Source organism: Streptomyces echinoruber, assembly GCF_014651135.1.
Lineage (GTDB): Bacteria > Actinomycetota > Actinomycetes > Streptomycetales > Streptomycetaceae > Streptomyces > Streptomyces echinoruber.
In genome coordinates this window covers 33709-53442 of sequence record NZ_BMWH01000019.1, presented here as the reverse complement: position 1 = coordinate 53442, position 19734 = coordinate 33709, and the positions used below count along the sequence as shown (strand labels likewise).

Here is a 19734-nt window from a genome sequence, read left to right as displayed (position 1 = left end):
CGGCATGACGACCACCGACTTCTCCTCGACGTTCGCGAAGGAGGGCGGCCGCGTCGGCTGGGGGTCCCCCCGGACGAAGTACGGGGGAGGCGCCCTGGGCAGCGGGCAGGGCGGAGTGGCGCGATGTGCGCGCTGACGTACGCGCACCGCCCGCGCGCCCGATCCCCCCACCCTCCCCCAAGCTCTCGGCTTCTCCCCCGCTCTCGGCTCCGCTCGAGCGGGGGGACCCCCACGAGCAGGGAGGTACCCCCACCGTCCCGGAAGCGACGAAGACCTTTGCCGACTTCCCGGCCACGACCTGACGGGCCGTGACCGCCGGGCCAACGAGAGGACGAGCCTCCCGTGCCTGCCACTCTTCCCCCTTCCCGAACCCGCTCGGACGGGGGCACCCCCGCCGCCCTGCTCCGCCGCGGCCTCGCGGCGCTCGCCGCCCTCCCCCTCCTCGCCCTGACCGCCTGCGGTTACGGCTCCCAGGCCGACGACGGCACCTCGCAGCAGAAGATCGCCGCCGGAGCCGAGAAGATCGACGGTCTCGACTCCGTCAGGATCGGCTACTTCGGCAACCTGACCCACGCCACCGCGCTCGTCGGCGTCCAGAAGGGCTTCTTCCAGAAGGAGCTGGGCGCCACCCGGGCCAAGTACCAGGTCTTCAACGCCGGTCCGTCCGAGATCGAGGCGCTGAACTCCGGATCCATCGACATCGGCTGGATCGGCCCGTCCCCGGCGATCAACGGCTACACCAAGTCCGGCGGCAAGAACCTGCGCATCGTCTCCGGTTCCGCCTCCGGCGGCGTGAAGCTCGTCGTCAACCCGAAGAAGATCAAGTCGCTGAAGGACGTCAAGGGCAAGAAGATCGCCACCCCGCAGCTCGGCAACACGCAGGACGTGGCGTTCCTCGACTGGATCGCCCGGCAGGGCTGGAAGGTCGGCGCGCAGAGCGGCAAGGGCGACGTCTCGGTGGTCCGCACCGACAACAAGGTCACCCCGGACGCCTACAAGTCCGGCTCCATCGACGGCGCGTGGGTGCCCGAGCCGACCGCGTCCAAGCTGGTCGCCGAGGGTGCGAAGGTGCTGCTCGACGAGGCCGACCTGTGGCCGGGCAAGAAGTTCGTGATCACGAACGTCGTCGTGTCGCAGAAGTTCCTCACCGAGCACCCGAAGGTCGTCGAGGCCGTGCTGAGGGCCTCGGTCGAGACCAACAAGTGGATCAACGCCCACCCCGACGCGGCGAAGGCCGCGGCGAACCGGCAGCTGGAGGCCGACTCCGGCAAGACCCTGCCGGCCGACGTCCTCGACCCGGCGTGGAAGTCCATCCGGATCACCGACGACCCGCTGGCCTCCACCCTCGACACCGAGGCCGAGCACGCCGTCAAGGCCGGCCTGCTGAAGCAGCCGAAGCTGGACGGCATCTACGACCTGACGCTTCTGAACAAGATCCTCAAGGCCGAGGGCGAGCCCGCCGTCTCCGACGCCGGTCTCGGCGTCCGGTGAGCCCGATTGTCCGAGCGTTCCCAGGAGGTGACGACCATGGCCACAGCCCTCGCCAAGGCCGCCGACGCCGAGTCGGTCGACCACGCCGCCCGCATTGAGCACGTCTCGAAGTCTTTCACCGGGCCCGCCGGGCGGCAGCTCGTGCTGGACGACATCACGCTGGATGTCGCGCCGGGCGAGTTCGTCACCCTCCTGGGTGCCTCGGGCTGCGGCAAGTCCACCCTGCTGAACCTGGTGGCAGGCCTGGACGAGCCCTCCGCCGGCAGCATCACCACCCACGGGCGGCCGGCCCTGATGTTCCAGGAGCACGCCCTGTTCCCGTGGCTGACCGCGGGCAAGAACATCGAACTCGCCCTGAAACTCAGGGGCGTTCCGAAGAGCGACCGGCGGGGCCGCGCCGAGGAGCTGCTGGAACTGGTCCGGCTCAAGGGCGCCCACGGCAAGCGCGTCCACGAACTGTCCGGCGGCATGCGCCAGCGCGTGGCGATGGCCCGCGCGCTCGCGCAGGACAGCCGGCTGCTGCTCATGGACGAGCCGTTCGCGGCGCTCGACGCCATCACCCGGGACGTGCTGCACGACGAACTCACCCGGATCTGGCAGGAGACGGGCGTGTCGGTCCTGTTCGTCACGCACAACGTGCGCGAGGCCGTCCGGCTCGCCCAGCGCGTGGTGCTGCTGTCGTCCCGGCCGGGCCGGGTGGCGCGCGAGTGGCGGGTCGACATCCCCCAGCCGCGCCGCATCGAGGACGCCCCGGTGGCCGAACTGTCCCTCGAGATCACCGAAGTACTGCGTGGGGAGATCCGCCGTCATGGCCAGCACTGACACGACCGGCACGGCGCCGGGCGCCTCCGTCGAGGACGGCCTCGGCGGTCTGGAGGCGGGCCTGGACGCCCTGGAGGTCCAGGCGGCGAGCCGGCCGCCGTTCCGGCAGACCCTCTTCCACAAGATCCTGCCGCCGGTCGTCGCCGTCGCCGTGGTGCTGGCCGTCTGGCAGGCACTGATCTCGTTGCGGATCGTCGACGATCCGACGAAGCTGCCCTCGCCCGCGGACGTGGGCGGCGAGTTCCGGGACGCCTGGCTGAAGGGCGAGCTCCTCGGCTACATCTGGACCAGCGTCTCGCGCGGCCTGCTCGGCTTCCTGTTCGCCCTCGCCCTCGGCACCCCGCTGGGACTGCTGGTGGCCCGGGTGAAGGCCGTGCGCGCCGCGATCGGCCCGGTCCTGTCCGGCCTGCAGTCCCTGCCGTCGGTGGCGTGGGTGCCGCCGGCGGTGATCTGGCTGGGCCTGAACAACTCGATGATGTACGCGGTGATCCTGCTCGGCGCCGTGCCGTCCATCGCCAACGGCCTGGTCTCCGGCATCGACCAGGTGCCCCCGCTGTTCCTGCGGGCCGGCCGCACGATGGGCGCCACCGGCCTGCGGGGCGCCTGGCACATCGTCATGCCGGCCGCCCTGCCGGGCTACCTGGCCGGCCTGAAGCAGGGCTGGGCGTTCTCCTGGCGCTCGCTGATGGCCGCGGAGATCATCGCCTCCTCCCCCGACCTGGGCATCGGCCTCGGCGCGCTGCTGGAGAACGGCCGCAACGCCAGCTCCATGTCCATGGTCTTCGAGGCCATCCTCCTGATCCTGTTCGTCGGCATCGCCATCGACCTGCTGATCTTCAGTCCGCTGGAGCGGTGGGTGCTGCGCAGCCGCGGCCTGCTGGTGAAGGGCTGACCTCCCATGCCCGAGAACCCGGTTCTTCTCGTCATCGCCCACGGCAGCCGCGACCCGCGCCACGCCGCCACCGTGCACGCCCTGGTGCGCCGGGTCCGCTCGCTGCGGCCGGGGCTGCGCGTGGAGACCGGCTTTCTGGACTTCAACGTCCCGTCCGTGCACGGGGTGCTGGAGTCCCTGGCGGCGCAGGGGGTGCGCGACGTCGTCGCCCTGCCGCTGCTGCTGACGCGGGCGTTCCACGCCAAGGCGGACATCCCGGCGGTGCTGCGCGAGGCCCCGGCCCGGCTGCGGATCCGTCAGGCGGACGTGCTGGGGCCCTCGCCGCTGCTGCTGTCCGCGCTGGAGCGGCGGCTGTACGAGGCGGGGCTGACGCCCGCCGACAAGCCCTCGACCGGGGTCGTGCTGGCCTCGGCGGGGTCCTCCGACCCGGAGGCGATCGCGGTGATCGCAGGTATCGCGCGGGAGTGGCGGCACACCGGTTGGTGCGCCGTGCGACCCGCGTTCGCCTCCGCATCCCTTCCGCGCACGCAGGACGCGGTGCGCGAGCTGCGGGCCCTGGGCTGCGCGAAGGTCGCGGTCGCCCCGTACGTCCTGGCCCCCGGCTTCCTGCCGGACCGCATCGCGCGGGGCGCGGCCGAGGCGGACGTGCTCGCCGACGTGCTCGGTCCGGCACCCGAGGTGGCCCGCGTCCTGCTGCGGCGCTACGACGCCGCCCGCACCCCGGCGCTGGCGGCCGTCGGAGCCTGACAGCCGTCAACGGCGCGTTCCGGCGGGGGCACGCCCCGCCGGAACGCGCCGGGCGGCTCCCCCGACGCCCTGACACCCCGGCGGATCCGGTGCCGTGCGCCGCCCGTCCGGGTGCGGAACGGGCCGCCCGCGGTCCGGCGCTCCCCCGCCGTACCGGTCCGCAGACGGCCCGTTTCTCTCTTCAGCGTCACAAGGCCCGTAAATGTCACAGGTGTTGGGCCCGTAAGGGTCACAGGTGCGGGGCCGGGCGTGCGGGGGACGCCCGCCGCGGGTCGCGGCCACTGGCGGCGAGCGCGCGGTCGAAGGCGGGGGCGTCGCCGGGGACGGGCACCGGGTCGGCGAAGCCGCCGTACCTGCGGTAGAGGTCGCCGTGGGTGAGGACGACGTCGAGGACGAAGCGGGCCGCCTCGTCGGAGATCCGCACCTCCTGCCCGGTCGCGACGGCGACGTCCCAGCCGTGCACCGCCATCTCCTTGACGATCATCGAGGCGATGTCGACGGCCGGGATCGCCGCCGGCCCCAGGTCGACCTCGCCCTCCCACACCGCCGGGTCCGCCCAGGCGGCGACGGCGCGGTCGAGTTGAGCGGCGTACGCCTCGGCCCAGCCGGGGTCGGCGGTGAAGTCCCGGGCGGTCAGCTCCTCGGGCAGCGGGGTGCGCCGGGCGCGGTGCTCCAGACCGTACGAGGTGTACAGCACCCAGTGGTTGACCAGGTCGCGCAGGTCCCAGTCGGGGCAGTGCGTGGGTTCGGTGAGGCGGTCCGCCGGGACGCCGCGCGCGATGCGGGCGGCCTCGGCGGCGCACTCGGTCATGTACCGGTGGATGTCCTGCCGTGTCGGGCGGTTCGCGTCGTTGCCGTTCATGCGCCCCACGCTAGGAACGGCGCGCCCGGGGTTCTTGAAGAAACGCGACGCCCGTGCCGTCCGGCACCCGCGGCCCGCGCCCGCGCTCAGTCGTCCGTCAGCTCCGCGAGCTTGACGGCGGTGTTCCAGTTGCGGGTGGTGGCGACCAGGCCGTCGAGCAGCCGGGGCCGGGCCAGCCGCGCGGCGAGCCGGGAGCGGCCCAGGCCGCCGGGGGCGTGGAGGTACAGGCAGCGGTCGCCGAGGCGGAACTCCTCGGGCCGGAAGGCGTCCGGGTCGATGCCGGCGAAGCGGCCGGGGTCGACGGGCCGGTCGAAGTAGGTGACGTGCAGTTGCCTCGCCGCCGGCTCGGCGGCCGGGAACGGGCAGGCCGCAACGACGGAGGCCAGATAGGCGTGGCCGCGGACGATCACGCCGGCCCGGAAGCCGAACCGCTCCTCGATCGCGTCCGCGAGCTCGGCGGCCAGAACGTCCTCGTCGCCGTGCGCGGCGGCGAAGACGGCCTGTCCGCTCTGCAGGTGGGTGCGGACCCGGTCGTGGCCGAGCTGCTGCATCAGGGTGCGCAGCTCCGCCATCGGGAGCCTCCGGTTGCCGCCCACGTTGACCCCGCGCAGCAGCGCCGCGTACATCGTCATGGGCCCACCCTAGGGCCGTCCCCGAGCGGTGACTCCCTGAGTGGTGACCCCGAGAAGCACCGATAGGTGTAAGGGACCGGAGTCCTCCCGCGCGGTGAGCGGCGGCCTCCGGCGGGAGGAGCCGGACCTGCGGGGATGTCACCGGGCAGCACGACGAGACGTCCTTGTCCGGCCCATACGGTCGAGAGGTCAGGCGGTGGCAGGGGGCCGCCGCCCCGCTCGAGGGGGCAAGCCCGTCATGGGGAAGGAACCACATCAGGTACGCGGCCTCGCCGCCCGGGCCGGCGGCTGGAGCGCGCGGCACCGATGGGCGGCCGTGGGCATCTGGGTGCTGTTCGTCGTCCTGGCCATGGGGCTGGGCTCGGCGGCCGGCCGGGTCGACGTCAAGGACAGCGACCAGCTCCGCGGAGAGACGCACACCGCCGCCAGGATCATCGAGGACGCGGGGATCGAGGAACCGGCCGGCGAGACCGTCCTCGTCCAGGCGAAGGGCCCCGGTCCGAAGGCGACCGACGCCGGGTTCCGGGCCGCGGTGGACGACGTGGTGCGGGCGGTGCGGTCCACCGGCCGCGTCACGGACGTGCGCTCGCCCTACGACACGCGGACGATCTCGAAGGACGGCCGCAGCGCGCTGGTGCAGTTCGACGTGAAGGGCGACGCGGACACCGCCGGGGAGCGGGTGGAGCCCGTCCTCGACGCCGTCGCCGGGGTGCAGCGGGACCACTCCTCGGTGCGGATCGAGGAGATCGGCGGCGCGAGCATGCAGAAGACCTTCGACGACGCCTTCGGCGACGACTTCCAGAAGGCCGAGTACTCGGCGGTGCCGGTCGCCCTCGGCATCCTGCTGATCGCGTTCGGCGCCCTGGTGGCGGCGCTGCTGCCGGTGGCGCTCGCCCTCACCGCGATCATGGCCACGATGGGCCTGATGGGCGTCGTCAGCCACCTGATGCCGATGAGCGACGTGGCCAACTCGGTGATGCTGCTGGTCGGCATGGCCGTCGGCGTCGACTACTGCCTGTTCTACCTGCGCCGCGAGCGCGAGGAGCGCGCCGCCGGCCGGGACGCGCGCACCGCCCTGCGGATCGCCGCCGCCACCAGCGGCCGCGCGATCGTCGTCTCCGGTGTCACGGTGTGCGTGGCCATGGCGGGCATGCTCTTCACCGGGCTCGCCGACTTCGAGGCGATGGGCCTGGCCTCGCTGATCGTGGTCGCGGTGGCCATGGTGGGCTCGGTGACCGTGCTGCCGGCGCTGCTGTCCCTGCTGGGCGAGCGGGTGGAGAAGGGCCGCGTGCCGTTCCTGCACCGGGCGCAGCGGCGGCGGACCGCGCGCGGTGAGGGCAGCCGCTTCTGGAACACCGTGCTGCGCGGGGTGCTCGCCCGCCCCCTGGTGTCGGTGCTCGTCGCGGCCGGCGCGCTGCTGGCCGTGGCCGCGCCCGCGGTCGGCATGAAGACGCAGAACCTCACCCTGGACCAGGAGTTCGGCGACTCCCTGCCGATCGTCGCGACCTACCAGCGGGTCAACGCGGCCTTCCCCGGCGGGTCGCAGCCGGCCGAGGTCGTCGTCAGGGCGAAGGACATCCAGGCCCCCGAGGTGCGCGGCGCACTGGCCCGCTTCCAGGAGGCGGCCGTCAGCTCCGGCGCCTCCCGCGGCCCGGTGGAGATCAAGGTGCACGCGGCGCAGAACGTCGCCGTCGTCGACGTCCCGCTGGTCGGCGGCTCCGACCTGGACAAGGCCGGCACCGGCCTGGAGAAACTGCGCGACGAGGTGCGGCCCGCCACGCTGGGCAGGGTGCCGGGCGTCCAGGCGCCCATCACCGGGGAGGTCGCCGGCTCGCACGACTTCAACGACCAGCTGGTCGGCTCCGTGGCCCCGGTGTTCGTGTTCGTCGTGGTGTTCGCCTTCCTGCTGATGCTGCTGTCGTTCCGCTCGCTGACCGTGGCGATCACGTCGATCCTGCTCAACCTGCTGTCGGTGGCGGCCGCCTACGGCATCCTCGTCGCCGTCTTCCAGCACGGCTGGGGCGCCTCGCTGGTGGGCGCGCAGGGCGTGGGCGCCATCATCACCTGGCTGCCGCTGTTCCTGTTCGTGATCCTGTTCGGCCTGTCGATGGACTACCACGTGTTCGTCGTCTCCCGCATCCGCGAGGCACGACTGCAGGGCCGTACCACCCGGGACGCCATCCGGCACGGCGTGGTCACCACGGCCGGGGTGGTCACCAGCGCCGCCGTGATCATGGTCGCGGTGTTCGCGATCTTCGGCACGCTGTCCATGCAGTCGATGAAGCAGATGGGCGTGGGTCTCGCCGCCGCCGTCCTCATCGACGCCACCGTCATCCGCGGTGTGCTGCTGCCCGCGGTGATGGCCCTCCTCGGCGAGCGCAACTGGTACCTGCCGCGCTGGCTGCACCGCCTGCCCGACCTCACCCACGACGAGTCGCCCGCGGCGCTCGCCGCCGCGGCGGACCGGCGGGAGGGGGAGCGGCTGCCGGTGTGATACCGGGGCGGTGGGCGGCATCCGGACGCCGCCCGCCGCCCGCGCGGGGCCCGTCGGTCACGGGGGAGCCGACGGACCCCGCTTTCCGTCCGGTCACGCCCGGTTGCTGTTCCTGCGACTTCCTGCGGCTTCCTGCGGCTTCCTGCGGCTTCCTGCGACGCCGCGCCGCCCGCCCACCGTCCGTCCGCCGGGTACCGCCGTGCGCCGCGCCCCGCCCCGAATGCGACACTTTCCGGCGGGCCGCCGCCGCGACGGGTGCGCCGCCCGGATGCCGGACGGCGGCGGACAGGGCCGTACGACGACGGGGCCGTACGACGACGGGGCCGTACGACGACGGACAGACACGGACAGGCGTCGACAGGCACGGACAGGCCACCGACAGGGGACACGGGGAGGCGGACGATGGACGAGGCACGGGCGCGGGACGTCCTGGCCGCGGCGGGGGTGCTGCCGGGCCGGACGGCACAGGCCCGGCTGCTCGCCCTGGGCGAGAACGCGGTGTTCGCCGCGGACGACCTCGTGGTCAAGGTGGGCCGCGACGCGGAGCTCCTGGACCGGGCGCGCCGCGAACTCGCCGTCGCGCTCTGGCTCGCCGAGGCGGGCGTCCCCGCGGTGCGGGCGGCCGAGCCGGAGGCGCTGCTGGTCGACGGGCACCCGGTGACCGTGTGGCACCGCCTGCCCGACGCGGTGCGGCCCGCCGGCCCCGATGACCTTGCCGAGCTGCTGCGCGTCGTGCACGCCCTGCCCGCCCCTCCGTTCCCGCTGCCGGCCCGCGACCTGCTGGGTGGGGTCGAGCGCTGGCTGCGGCTCGCGGGCGACGCGATCGACCCGGGGGACGCCGCCTACCTGCGCGAGCGCCGCGACGCCTACGCCGCGCAGGCCGCCGCGCTCACCCCGCACCTGCCGCCCGGCCCCATCCACGGCGACGCCCTCCCGCGCAACGTGCACGTCGGCCCCGACGGGCCCGTCCTGGTCGACCTGGAGACCTTCTCCGCCGACCTGCGCGAGCACGACCTGGTGGTCATGGCCCTCTCCCACGACCGCTACGGCCTGTCCACCGAGGCGTACGACGCCTTCACCGGCGCCTACGGCTGGGACGTGCGCGCGTGGGAGGGCTGCTCCGTCCTGCGCGGCGCCCGCGAGACCGCCAGTTGCGCGTGGGTCGCCCAGCACGCCCCCGCCAACCCGAAGGCGCTGGCCGAGTTCCGCCGCCGGGTGGCGTCGCTGCGGGACGGGGACGAGACGGTGCGCTGGTACCCGTTCTGAACCCCGCCTGCCGGAGCCGGACCGGCGCGCCGCGCGGCACGTCCCCGCGGCCGTCCCCGGCGGCAGGCATGTCTCCGGTGGCAGGCACGTCCCCGGCGACCGGCGCATGGACCTGGACGCCCGCCCGTGCCCGGACCGCCGTCCCACCCTCTCGTCCACCGTCACACCCTCTCGTCCGCCGTCTCCCGCACCGGCCACCCCCCGTCGACGACCGCCGTCGCGTCGCCCTTGCGGCGCAGGAAGGACTGCAGGCCGGCGGCCCACTCCGCGTGCCACACCATCTGGCGCCGGTGCAGTTCGGCGAGGCCGAGCGCGGCGATCCCGGGGTGGTGGACGGCGAGGGCGTGGGCGAGGCGGGCGGCGGCCAGGGCGTCGGCGGTGGCGTCGTGGGCGGCGTCGAGGGGGACGCCGTAGTGGGCGCAGACCGCTTCCAGGGTGCGCTTGCCGCGGCGGTAGCGGTCGGCCCAGCGGTCGATGGTGTACGGGTCGACGACCGGGGCGGGGGCCGCGCCGCCGAGGCGGTCGCTCAGGGACGGCAGGCCGTGGCGGCGCAGCTCGGCCGACAGCAGCGTCAGGTCGAAGGCGGCGTTGTAGACGACCACCGGCACGCCCTTCTTCCAGTAGCCCGTCAGGACGTCGGCGATGGCGTCGGCGACCCGGTCGGCGGGCCGGCCCTCGGCAGTGGCGCGCTGGGTGCTGATGCCGTGCACGGCCTGGGCGTCCGCGGGGATCTCCACGCCCGGGTCCGCCAGCCACTCCCGGCGCCCGACCGGCTCGCCCGCCCTGACCTCGACGACCGCGCCGGTGACGATGCGCGCCTCGCGCGGATCCGTGCCGGTCGTCTCCAGGTCGAAGCCGATCAGCAGCTCACGGTGCCAGCCCATGGCGGTCCCCCTCCTCGGTGGTGCTCTCCCCCGGTGGCCTCCACGATCGCACGCGCCACTGACATTCGAAGGGCCGCCTCCCGCCCCGCCGCGCCCCGCGCCGGCGCACCGCCCCCCGAGCAGTGATCGGCCCGCGACGAACCATCGTCAGGACACCGGCCGCGAATCCGCCCACATCAGCTCGAACTCCTCGCGGTATGCGGAGAAAAGACCGCCTTCGTCCGGCTGGCCCGACTTCACCACCCTGGTCCCGTTGCGCAGCACCAGCACGGGCGCCTCCATGCCCCGGGCCCGGCGCAGGTAGGACTGGACGACCGCGATGCCGTCGGGGCCGTCGCCGTCCACGAGGTAGGCGGTGCAGCGCGGCGTCTCGTCGTAGACCTGGATCTCGAAGGCGCCCGGGTCGCGCAGCCGGGAGCGCACGCGGCGCATGTGCAGGATGTTGGTCTCCACGGCGCGCGCCAGCTCCCCGCGTTTGATGCCGAGTTCGCGTTCGCGCCGCTTGACCGCGCTGGAGGCCGGGTTGAGGAACAGCAGCCGCACCCGGCAGCCGGCCTCGGCGACCCGTACCAGGCGGCGGCCGGAGAAGTTCTGCACGAGCAGGTTGAGGCCGATGCCCATGGCGTCCAGCCGGCGGGCACCGCCGAAGATGTCCTCGGCGGGGAACTGCCGCAGCAGCCGCACCCGGTCCGGGTGCACGGCGACCACGTCGGCATACCGGTCGCCGACCAGGTCCTCGACGGCGTCCACGGGCAGCCGGCGCGCGGAGGGCACGTCGCCGCCGGCGCCGAGCAGCTCCAGCAGCCGGGCCGAGGCCCGCTCCGCCTGGGCGAGGACGGCCTCGGACAGGGCGCGGTTGCGGGAGACGACGTTGCGGGTGACCTCGAGTTCGTCCAGGGCGAGTTCGACGTCCCGGCGGTCGTCGATGTACGGCTCGAAGCACGGCCAGTGCTGCACCATCAGCTCGCGCAGCTGCGGCAGCGTCAGGAAGCTGAGCACGTTGTCGTCGGCCGGGTCGAGCAGGTAGCCCTTGCGGCGGCTGACCTCGCGGACGGCGGCCGCGCGCTGCACCCACTCCTGGCCGCTGGGGCCGGCCGCGGCGACCACCCAGTCGCCGCCGTGCACGGGTTCGTAGACCGGGCGCAGCACGGCGGCGACGACGGCGCGCATCCGCTGCTCGACGAGGTTCAGCCAGATGTAGGCCCGGCCGGCCCGCTGGGCGCGCGTCCGCACCTCGCGCCAGGCGTCGGCGTCCCACTCCAGCTCCGGACCGATGGACCCCGCGTCCATCGGCCGGGCCAGGGACACCGCGCCGGGCGGGACGTCCGCGGAGTTTCCCTCGTGACCCTCGTCACCAGGGGGCAGCTCCAGCCCTCCCGAGCCCACCCGTGCACCGCCTTCCGCTCCCCCGGGCTCTCCCCGTCTCAACGATCAAGGAAGAGTACTCCGCATGGGGGTGGCGTTGCAGCCGGATGGGCCGGGATGTTTCTCAACTTCCTTCGCGGGGGCGCCCGTTCTGGTCCGCGAGATCCGCCGGAGTGAGCGGATTCATAGCGGTGACGTCGCGCGGGACCAGGGAGAAGCCCTGCCAGTGGACGGGCATGGGCTGCTGGTCCTCGTCGCGCGCGACGTGGTGGAAGCCGACGTTCACCCACACCACCGGGTGGGTGAGGGTCTGGCCGTTGACCCACGTGTCGACGGACTTGCCGTGCCCGGCGCCGCAGTCGCGCAGGTTGTCGCTGGCGAACTGCTCGCACTTGTTGTACTCGGTGAAGTACACGTCGTGCCGGGTGTAGCCGCGGGCGGGGTACTTGGCGCCGGCGCCGGGGACGATCTCGTAGGAGCGCGGGTGCTGGTCCTTGTTCCGGCCGGTCGCGCTGACGATCCGCCACCAGCGCATGTTCTTCGCGTCGCCGGCGAGCTCCTTGGTGATCTTCGTGCGGGTGGTCTTGTTGCTGGGGGCCTGCTGCCCGTGCGCGGGTGCGCTGACGGTGGAGTCGTACTGCTCGACCTTCGCCTTGGCGGAGCCGTCGAGGTCGAAGTTGAGCCGCCAGAAGACGTTGTGACTGTGGCTGGTGGCGTAGGCGCGGGCGCCGTTGCCCAGCGGCCAGCCGCGGCCGTCGCCGGCGTCGTAGTCGTAGGGCGAGAGGCTGCCGGTGGCGCCGACGTTCATGCCGATGGTGCCGTCGTCCTGGAAGCGCCACTCGGTGATGTACTCGTACCAGCCGACCTTGTTGACGGTGTAGACCAGCAGGTCCTTGCCCTGCTCCTGGTAGACCCGGCCGGAGTCGCTCTGCATGCGGTAGGCGTGCCCGCGCGCGCGTGTGGTGGTGCACAGGCCCTTGGCGTCGGCCTGTCCTTCGGCGCCGGGGACGCGGACGGTCTTGATGGTGCCGCCGGGGCACTCGGCGGGTGAGAGGTTCTGCACGCCCTCGCCGAAGCCGGCCTCCGTCAGGTCGCTGTACTCGACGGAGCCGTCGTCGTAGGGAACGTGGATCTGGGCGAGCTTGGCGGTGGCCAGGACCTTGATCGGGTGGGACTCGCCGGGCGGCTGGTAGGAGACGTGCTCCAGGACGAGGCCGGCCTCGCGCTCGTAGTGCCAGCACATCCGCCAGGTGGTGCCGGTGGAGAGCTTCTGCTCGATCCGGTAGGCGGCGCTGCACTCGGCGGCCGCGGCGGAGGCCGCCTTGGGCTGGGCGGCGGCCGGGCCGGTGCCGGTGGCCGCGCCGGCGGCGGCGAGGGCGGCCAGGGACAGGCCGAGGGCGGCGCGCCTGCGAGCGCGCCCCTTTCTTGCCATGGGCATGACTTATTGACTCCTGTGCGGGAAGGAAGACCGAAAGGATGCCTGCGCGGAAGCAGGGCCCGCGCACTGCGAAAGCACCTGCGAAAGCGCCTGCGGTAGTGCCTGAAGTGCCTGCGGAAGCGCCTGCGAAGAGGTGACGGCCGACCGGCGGGCCGGGACTCAGGAGACCGGCGACCGGGCGAGCCGAAGCGCCCAGGGAACCCCGGACGGCCGGGTGAGCCGGAAGGCTCAGGAAAACCGGACGGCCGGCGCGCCCGCGCCCCTCAGTGGGCCAGCCGGCCCACCTTGCGGGCACTGAGGTCGATCACGAAGGCGCGGGCGTCGATCCACGGGCCGTTGCGCACCTTCGGGAAGAGCCGGACGCAGCGGTGCTCGCCGCACCGGTCGAGGACGGCGGGCTGGGCCCCCGGCACGGCCTTGTAGATCATGCTGTCCAGCTCGAGCTGGTCCGGCGAGATGAGCGTTCGGCCGGTGGCGTCCCGGTAGTCGGCGCGCAGGCCGGCGCCCAGCGGATCGGCGATCAGCAGCCGGGCGGCCTCGGCGGTCTCGGCACGGCTGAGCGGCGGCTGGACACCGCGCTGGGTGCCGGTGTGCTCGACCTTGCCGCTGTCCAGATCGACGGTGCGGGTGACGAGCCGGTCCTCCTTGTAGTCGTAGAACGTCACGTCGGCGCGGCGCGGCGCGCCGGGGTCGTCCAGTTCGGCCGCGTCCGGCGCGGCGAGCTCGACGCCGAGGCGCTGCGGCCCGCGCTCGCCCTCGACGTTCTCGCCGGAGGCGAGCATCTGCCGGTTCAGGGCGATCTTCTCGGCCCGCCGTATCTCGTCGTCGGTCAGCGGATCGCTGCCGGTGCCCCGGTCGCCCTCCGCGGGCGCCCGCTCGACGACGCCCGGCGCGACGGCCCCGGCCACGTCCTGCCCGGCCGCCTGCCGGGCGGCCCGGCCGGCACCGCCGCCCGCCGCCCCTCCCGTGTCGTCGGCCCCGGCCGTACCGGGCAGGGTGATCCCCACCATCACGGCGGTGCCGGCGACCGCCAGGGCCGCACCGGCCACCACCTTCCCCAGATGGCGGTGCACTATCGTGCGCACATTTTCCCCCTACTCCCCCTCAGTCCCGGGAGTATTCGTTTGCCCCACTAGGTTCGGCACACCGAGGTGTGCACTGGTCGCCCGGTAAGAGGGACGTATGTCATACGTGGTTCCCTCACTTTTGGGGAGACTCAAGGTTCAGGCGCTCCCCGCGCCGTCCGACACCTGGAAGAGTCGTATCCATGCAGGTCTGGCCCGGAGAGGCATATCCACTGGGCGCCACGTACGACGGCGCCGGCACCAACTTCGCGCTCTTCACGGAGGCCGCGCACCGAGTCGAGCTGTGTCTGCTGCACGACGACGGCTCCGAGACGGCGATCGAGCTGCGGGAGAGCGACGCCTTCGTACGGCACGCGTACGTGCCCGGCGTCATGCCCGGACAGCGGTACGGCTACCGCGTGCACGGTCCGTACGCCCCCGAGCGCGGGCTGCGCTGCAACTCGGCGAAGCTGCTCCTGGACCCCTACGCGAAGGCGATCAGCGGCTCGGTCCGGTGGGGCGAGGAGGTCTACGGCTACCATTTCGACGACCCCGACCGGCGCAACGACCTCGACTCGGCGCCGCACACGATGACGTCCGTCGTGGTCAACCCGTACTTCGACTGGGGCGACGACCGCCCGCCCCGGCACGGCTACCACGAGACGGTGATCTACGAGGCGCACGTCAAGGGCCTCACCATGCGCCACCCGGGGCTGCCCGAGGAGCTGCGCGGCACCTATGCGGGCCTGGCCCACCCGGTGATCATCGAACACCTGGTGGAGCTGGGGGTGACGGCGCTGGAGCTGATGCCCGTCCACCAGTTCGTCAACGACCACCGCCTGGTGGACATGGGCCTGAACAACTACTGGGGCTACAACACGATCGGGTTCTTCGCCCCGCACAACGCCTACGCCTCCTGGGGCGACCGCGGCCAGCAGGTGCTGGAGTTCAAGTCGGCGGTGCGGGCGCTGCACGAGGCCGGCATCGAGGTCATCCTCGACGTGGTCTACAACCACACCGCCGAGGGCAACCACCTGGGCCCGACGCTGTCCTTCAAGGGCATCGACAACCCGTCGTACTACCGGCTCACCGACGACCCGCGCTATTACATGGACACCACGGGCACCGGCAACTCGCTGCTCATGCGGTCCCCGCACGTGCTCCAACTGATCATGGACTCGCTGCGCTACTGGGTCACCGAGATGCACGTCGACGGCTTCCGCTTCGACCTCGCCGCGACCCTGGCCCGCCAGTTCCACGAGGTGGACCGGCTGTCGGCGTTCTTCGACCTGATCCAGCAGGACCCGGTGGTCTCCCAGGTGAAGCTGATCGCCGAACCGTGGGACGTGGGCGAGGGCGGCTACCAGGTGGGCAACTTCCCGCCGCTGTGGACGGAGTGGAACGGCAAGTACCGCGACACCGTCCGCGACCTGTGGCGCGGCGAGCCGCGCACCCTGGCGGAGTTCGCCTCCCGGCTGACCGGCTCCTCCGACCTGTACCAGGACGACGGACGCCGGCCGCTCGCCTCCATCAACTTCGTGACCTGCCACGACGGCTTCACGCTGCACGACCTGGTCGCCTACAACGAGAAGCACAACGAGGCCAACGGCGAGGACAACCGCGACGGCGAGAGCCACAACCGGTCGTGGAACTGCGGCGTGGAGGGCGACACCGACGACCCCGCGGTGCTGGAGCTGCGCCTGCGGCAGATGCGCAACTTCTTCGCCACCCTGATGCTGTCCCAGGGCGTGCCCATGATCAGCCACGGCGACGAGTTCGCCCGCACCCAGCACGGCAACAACAACGCCTACTGCCAGGACAACGAGATCTCCTGGGTGGACTGGCCCGACCCCGGCGAGGACGGCGGCGAGCTGCTGGAGTTCGTGCGGGCGGTGGTGGCGCTGCGCAAGGAGCACCCCGTCTTCCGGCGCCGGCGCTTCTTCCACGGGCGGCCGGTGGAGGGCACCCACGACGAGCTGTCGGACATCGCCTGGTTCAGGCCGGACGGCCGGGAGATGACGCAGCGGGACTGGGAATCGGCGCACGTGTCGGCCCTGGCGGTGTTCCTCAACGGCAACGCGATCTCCGAGCCGGGTCCGCGCGGGGAGCGCATCGTCGACGACTCCTTCCTGCTGATGTTCAACGCCTCCCCCGAGCCGCTGGACTTCGTCGTCCCGGTCAACCACGGCCGGCAGTGGCAGGTGGTCGTCGACACCTCCCGCGCGGACGCCGTACCGCCCGGCACCGGCCCCAAGGTGCAGGCCGGGGACCGGCTGACGCTGCCGGACCGCAGCCTGACGGTGCTGCAGCGGCCCGCCTAGGCACAACCCAGCGGAGAGGGTTCCAGGGGTTCCGAGGCGCGGTGGGAAGGCCCCTGGGGCGCGGGGGAAGGCCCCCGCGCGCGTGGCGGAATCCGCGCCAGGCCGTGCGTGGAGGGCGCGTGGGGGCGCGTAGGGGGCCGCGCGTGGGGAGCCGCGCACGGGGGCCCGCGCGTGGGGGCCCGCGCGTGGGGGAGTCGCTGACACGAAAGACCGCCAGGCGGGTACGTAGCTCACCATGACACCTGAGCCCCCCGCCCCGGAGGCCCCCACGGCCCCCACGGCCACCTACCGGCTGCAGCTGCAGCCCTCGTTCCCGTTCGCGGCCGCCGCGGCGGCCGTGCCGTACCTGGCGTCGCTGGGCGTCTCCCACCTGCACCTGTCCCCCGTCCTGGAGGCCGTGCCGGGCTCCGCGCACGGCTACGACGTCGTCGACCACGCACGCGTGCGCGAGGAGCTGGGCGGCGAGGAGGGCCTGCGGGCGCTGGCGCGCACCGCGCGGGAGCACGGCCTGGGGCTGGTGGTGGACATCGTGCCCAACCACATGGCGGCCTCCCCGCGGCACAACCGCGCCCTGTGGGAGGTGCTGCGGGAGGGCCCGAAGTCGCCGTACGCGCGCTGGTTCGACATCGACTGGGAGGCGCAGGGCGGCCAGGTGCTGCTGCCGGTGCTCGGCGGCCCGCTCGGCGACGTGCTCGGCGACCTGCGCGTCGACGGGGACGTGCTGCGCTACCACGACCACGTCTTCCCGCTGCGCGAGGGCACCGGGGAGCTGCCGCTGCCGCAGGTGCTGGACGCGCAGTGGTACCGCCCGGTGTGGTGGCGGCTGGCCCGCACCGAGCTGAACTACCGGCGGTTCTTCAGCATCTCGGAGCTGATCGGGGTGCGGGTGGAGGATCCGGAGGTGTTCGACGCCACCCACGCCACGATCCTGCGGCTGCTGCACGAGGGCGTGATCGACGGGCTGCGCGTCGACCACCCCGACGGGCTCGCCGACCCCGGCGCGTACCTCGCGCGGCTGCACGAGGCGACGGGCGGGCGCTGGACGGTCGTGGAGAAGATCCTCTCCGACGGCGAGCGGCTGCCCGCCGCCTGGCCGGTCGCCGGCACCACCGGCTACGACGCCCTGCGCCACGTGGACGGGCTGTTCACGGACCCGGAGGGGGCGGCGGAGCTGCTCGCCGCGTACCGGCGGTTCGCGGCGCCGCGGGCGGACGGGGGCGGGCAGTGGGCGGCGACGGCGCGGCGGGCGGCGTACCTCGTCCTGGACCACGAGCTGGCGGCCGAGATGGAGCGGCTGACCCGGGTGGTGAGCCGCCTGTGCGCCGCCTCGCCCGACCCGGGGCTGCGCGACCGCGCGCCCTGGGCGCTGCGCACGGCCCTGCGGGAACTCCTGGTGCGCCTGGAGGTGTACCGGCCGTACTACGCCGCCGGGGACGTCGCCGCGGTGGTGAGCGAGGAGGCCGCCGCGCAGGCCCGGCGGGCGTTCGTGGTGCCGGAGGAGGCGGGCGCGGTCGACGTGGTGCGCGACCTGCTGCTCGGGCGGCGCGGCGGCGAGGGGCCGGAACAGACGGAGTTCCGCACCCGGTTCGCGCAGACCGCGTCCGCGCTGCGCGCCAAGTCGGTCGAGGACACCGCGTTCTACCGCTACGTGCCGCTGCTGTCGGCCACCGAGGTCGGCGGGAACCCGGGGCGCCCGGCCCTCGCCCCGGAGGAGTTCCACGCCCACTGCGCGCGCGTGCAGCGCGACTGGCCGCTCACCGGCACGGTCGCCTCCACCCACGACACCAAGCGCAGCGCCGACGTGCGCGCGGCCCTGGCCGTGCTCACCGAGTGCCCGCACCGCTGGGCCGAGGTGCTGGCGGCGGCCGTACGCGACGGCGGGGACGGGCCCGACAGCGGGGACGGGCCCGACGGCCAGTTGGCGTGGGCGGCCTGGCAGACGGTGTTCGGGCTCGGCGAGGCGCCCGAGGACCGCGTCCGGCAGGCCCTGCTGAAGCATGTGCGCGAGGCGGGCCTGCACACCAGCTGGACCGAGCAGAACCCGTCCTACGAAGAGGCCGTGGCCCGCTTCGTCGCGGCCGGCCCCTGCGGACCGCCCGGCGCCCGGGTGACCGCCTTCCGCGCGAGCCTGGAGCCGTACGTGCGGGCCAACGTGCTCGGCACGGCCCTGCTGCACCTGACCATGCCGGGCGTCCCCGACGTCTACCAGGGCACCGAGGCCGAGTACCGGGCCCTGGTGGACCCCGACAACCGCCGCCCGGTCCCCTTCCCGCCCCCGGAACCCGGTGAGAAGGGCGCGGTGACGGCGGCGGCGCTGCGGCTGCGCCGGCGGCGGCCCGAGGTGTTCGGCGCGCGGGCGACGTACCAGCCGCTGGCCGCGCGGGGCCCGGCCGGCGCCCACTGCACGGCCTTCGTCCGCTCCGGCGAGGTCGTCACGGCCGTCACCCGCCTGTCGCTGCGCCTCGCGGAGGCGGGCGGCTGGCGCGACACCCGCCTGCCGCTGCCGCCGGGGCGCTGGACCGACGTGCTGGCGCCGGACCGCGCGTTCACGGGGGAAGTGCGCGTGGCGGAACTGTTCGAGACGCTGCCGGTGGCCCTGCTGGAACGGGTGAGCGAGGACTGAGCCGGAACGGGTGGGCGAGGACTGAGCCGGGAGGACTGAGCCGGGAAGGCCCGGGGCGCCGCGATCAGGCACCCGCCGCGGCCGCGGGGGCGGGAGCGGACCGCGCGCGGTCGGCCGTCGCGGGCCGCGCGCGGTCGGCCGTCGCGGGCCGCGTGCGGTCGGCCGGTGCCGGTCGCGGCCCGTGCGCTCCCGGTGCGGGCCACGCCCCGCGCAGCAGGTCGCCGCAGGCGGCGTCCGTGGGACCGGGCGAGGCGGAGGCACGCGCGCGGGGACGTCCCTACCCCTACGGCCGGAGACGCGGGGGACGCGCGGCGCCCTGGCCCCGGCGGTCGTGCTCGGTGCCGTCGAGGCGGAAGACGTCGCCGGTCCGGGCGATCATGACGCACGGGTTGGCGTAGGTCCTGGTGAAGTCGACGGGCCGGCCCGACCACTCGCCGCGCGCGTGCACGGTCACCGGGGCGTAGACCATGGAGCAGAACATGTCCCGGTGCGGGATGCGGGCGATGTCCCCGCCGGCCGCGGCGAGCTGCGCGCAGGCCTCGGCCGCGTGGCGGTGACCCTGCGGCGGGTCGCACAGCAGCAGGGTGGCGCGGGTGGGGGCGGACCGGGCGTCGCCGTGGCCGAAGGGGGGCCGGGTGCCGGCGTGGTCGAGGGGAGGCCGGGTGTCGGCGCGGGTGACGGTGAGGTAGAGCCAGTCGCCGGGGGCGGTGTGCGCGGCGGCGGCCTGGGCCGGGGCCGTGCCCGCGGCGAGGAGGGCGGCGGCGGCCACCAGCGCGCGCCGGGCCGCGCCGCGCACCGCGGCCGCGACCGGGTGCCTCATGTGCCCTGTGTTT

At 73.9% G+C, this 19734-nt stretch carries 16 protein-coding genes; 9 read left to right on the top strand and 7 right to left on the bottom strand.

Translation table 11 applies throughout. The annotated features are described in order from the left end of the window. Window positions 1-4: 4 nt before the first annotated feature. The 5 genes from IE225_RS21150 to IE225_RS21130 all read left to right on the top strand — a co-directional run bounded on the left by IE225_RS21150 (window position 5) and on the right by IE225_RS21130 (window position 3952). Entirely contained in the window at window positions 5-136 is a 132-nt protein-coding gene (locus tag IE225_RS21150; RefSeq protein ID WP_190059162.1) for a hypothetical protein, read from the top strand. Window positions 137-342: 206 nt separating this feature from the next. Next, entirely contained in the window at window positions 343-1491 is a 1149-nt protein-coding gene (locus IE225_RS21145; RefSeq protein ID WP_373303244.1) for an aliphatic sulfonate ABC transporter substrate-binding protein, read from the top strand. Between the two features lie 36 nt (window positions 1492-1527). Then, entirely contained in the window at window positions 1528-2313 is a 786-nt protein-coding gene (locus IE225_RS21140) for an ABC transporter ATP-binding protein (protein ID WP_190059161.1), read from the top strand. Beyond that, a complete protein-coding gene (locus IE225_RS21135; RefSeq protein ID WP_190059160.1) occupies window positions 2300-3205 on the top strand; it encodes an ABC transporter permease in 906 nt (301 codons plus the stop codon). The genes IE225_RS21140 and IE225_RS21135 overlap by 14 nt, the downstream gene beginning before the upstream one ends. A gap of 6 nt (window positions 3206-3211) precedes the next feature. Further along, window positions 3212-3952: a sirohydrochlorin chelatase gene (locus IE225_RS21130; protein ID WP_190059159.1), complete on the top strand. Its 741-nt coding sequence runs from the start codon at window positions 3212-3214 to the stop codon at window positions 3950-3952. A gap of 229 nt (window positions 3953-4181) precedes the next feature. Here the strand turns inward: IE225_RS21130 and IE225_RS21125 are convergent, their stop codons facing one another. After that, the gene (locus tag IE225_RS21125; RefSeq protein WP_190059158.1) at window positions 4182-4814 is read right to left on the bottom strand and encodes a TIGR03086 family metal-binding protein; all 633 of its coding nucleotides are present in this window, start codon (window positions 4812-4814) and stop codon (window positions 4182-4184) included. Between the two features lie 86 nt (window positions 4815-4900). After that, window positions 4901-5446: a DUF1697 domain-containing protein gene (locus IE225_RS21120; RefSeq protein ID WP_190059157.1), complete on the bottom strand. Its 546-nt coding sequence runs from the start codon at window positions 5444-5446 to the stop codon at window positions 4901-4903. 238 nt (window positions 5447-5684) lie between these two features. Here IE225_RS21120 and IE225_RS21115 point away from each other — a divergent pair, with 238 nt between their 5' ends. Both IE225_RS21115 and IE225_RS21110 read left to right on the top strand, forming a co-directional pair. Further along, the gene (locus IE225_RS21115; protein ID WP_190059156.1) at window positions 5685-7940 is read left to right on the top strand and encodes an MMPL family transporter; all 2256 of its coding nucleotides are present in this window, start codon (window positions 5685-5687) and stop codon (window positions 7938-7940) included. A gap of 402 nt (window positions 7941-8342) precedes the next feature. After that, window positions 8343-9206 carry a phosphotransferase enzyme family protein gene (locus IE225_RS21110; RefSeq protein WP_190059155.1) on the top strand — a complete coding sequence of 288 codons (864 nt, stop codon included), beginning with the start codon at window positions 8343-8345 and terminating at the stop codon, window positions 9204-9206. A gap of 161 nt (window positions 9207-9367) precedes the next feature. Here IE225_RS21110 and IE225_RS21105 read toward each other — a convergent pair whose 3' ends face one another. The 4 genes from IE225_RS21105 to IE225_RS21090 form a co-directional block, all read right to left on the bottom strand. Next, window positions 9368-10090 carry a 3'-5' exonuclease gene (locus IE225_RS21105; RefSeq protein ID WP_190059154.1) on the bottom strand — a complete coding sequence of 241 codons (723 nt, stop codon included), beginning with the start codon at window positions 10088-10090 and terminating at the stop codon, window positions 9368-9370. Window positions 10091-10237: 147 nt separating this feature from the next. Further along, window positions 10238-11476 (bottom strand): DUF5919 domain-containing protein, encoded by a 1239-nt coding sequence (locus tag IE225_RS21100; protein WP_190059153.1) that lies wholly within the window; start codon window positions 11474-11476, stop codon window positions 10238-10240. Window positions 11477-11579: 103 nt separating this feature from the next. After that, window positions 11580-12893 carry a copper amine oxidase gene (locus IE225_RS21095; RefSeq protein WP_190059152.1) on the bottom strand — a complete coding sequence of 438 codons (1314 nt, stop codon included), beginning with the start codon at window positions 12891-12893 and terminating at the stop codon, window positions 11580-11582. A gap of 263 nt (window positions 12894-13156) precedes the next feature. After that, window positions 13157-13978, bottom strand: a complete 822-nt coding sequence (locus IE225_RS21090; RefSeq protein ID WP_190059151.1) for a Tat pathway signal sequence domain protein — start codon at window positions 13976-13978, stop codon at window positions 13157-13159. A gap of 182 nt (window positions 13979-14160) precedes the next feature. On the opposite strand from IE225_RS21090, the gene glgX reads away from it, so the two are divergent. Together glgX and treY are read left to right on the top strand one after the other, a co-directional pair. Beyond that, complete coding sequence (gene glgX, locus IE225_RS21085; RefSeq protein ID WP_190059150.1) at window positions 14161-16278, top strand: glycogen debranching protein GlgX; 2118 nt, start codon at window positions 14161-14163, stop codon at window positions 16276-16278. 235 nt (window positions 16279-16513) lie between these two features. Then, on the top strand, window positions 16514-18901 hold the full coding sequence (treY, locus tag IE225_RS21080; RefSeq protein ID WP_190059149.1) for a malto-oligosyltrehalose synthase: 2388 nt from the start codon (window positions 16514-16516) through the stop codon (window positions 18899-18901). Window positions 18902-19184: 283 nt separating this feature from the next. Here treY and IE225_RS21075 read toward each other — a convergent pair whose 3' ends face one another. After that, window positions 19185-19721, bottom strand: coding sequence for an SSI family serine proteinase inhibitor (locus tag IE225_RS21075; protein ID WP_190059148.1), 537 nt, complete (start codon window positions 19719-19721; stop codon window positions 19185-19187). Window positions 19722-19734 lie beyond the last annotated feature (13 nt).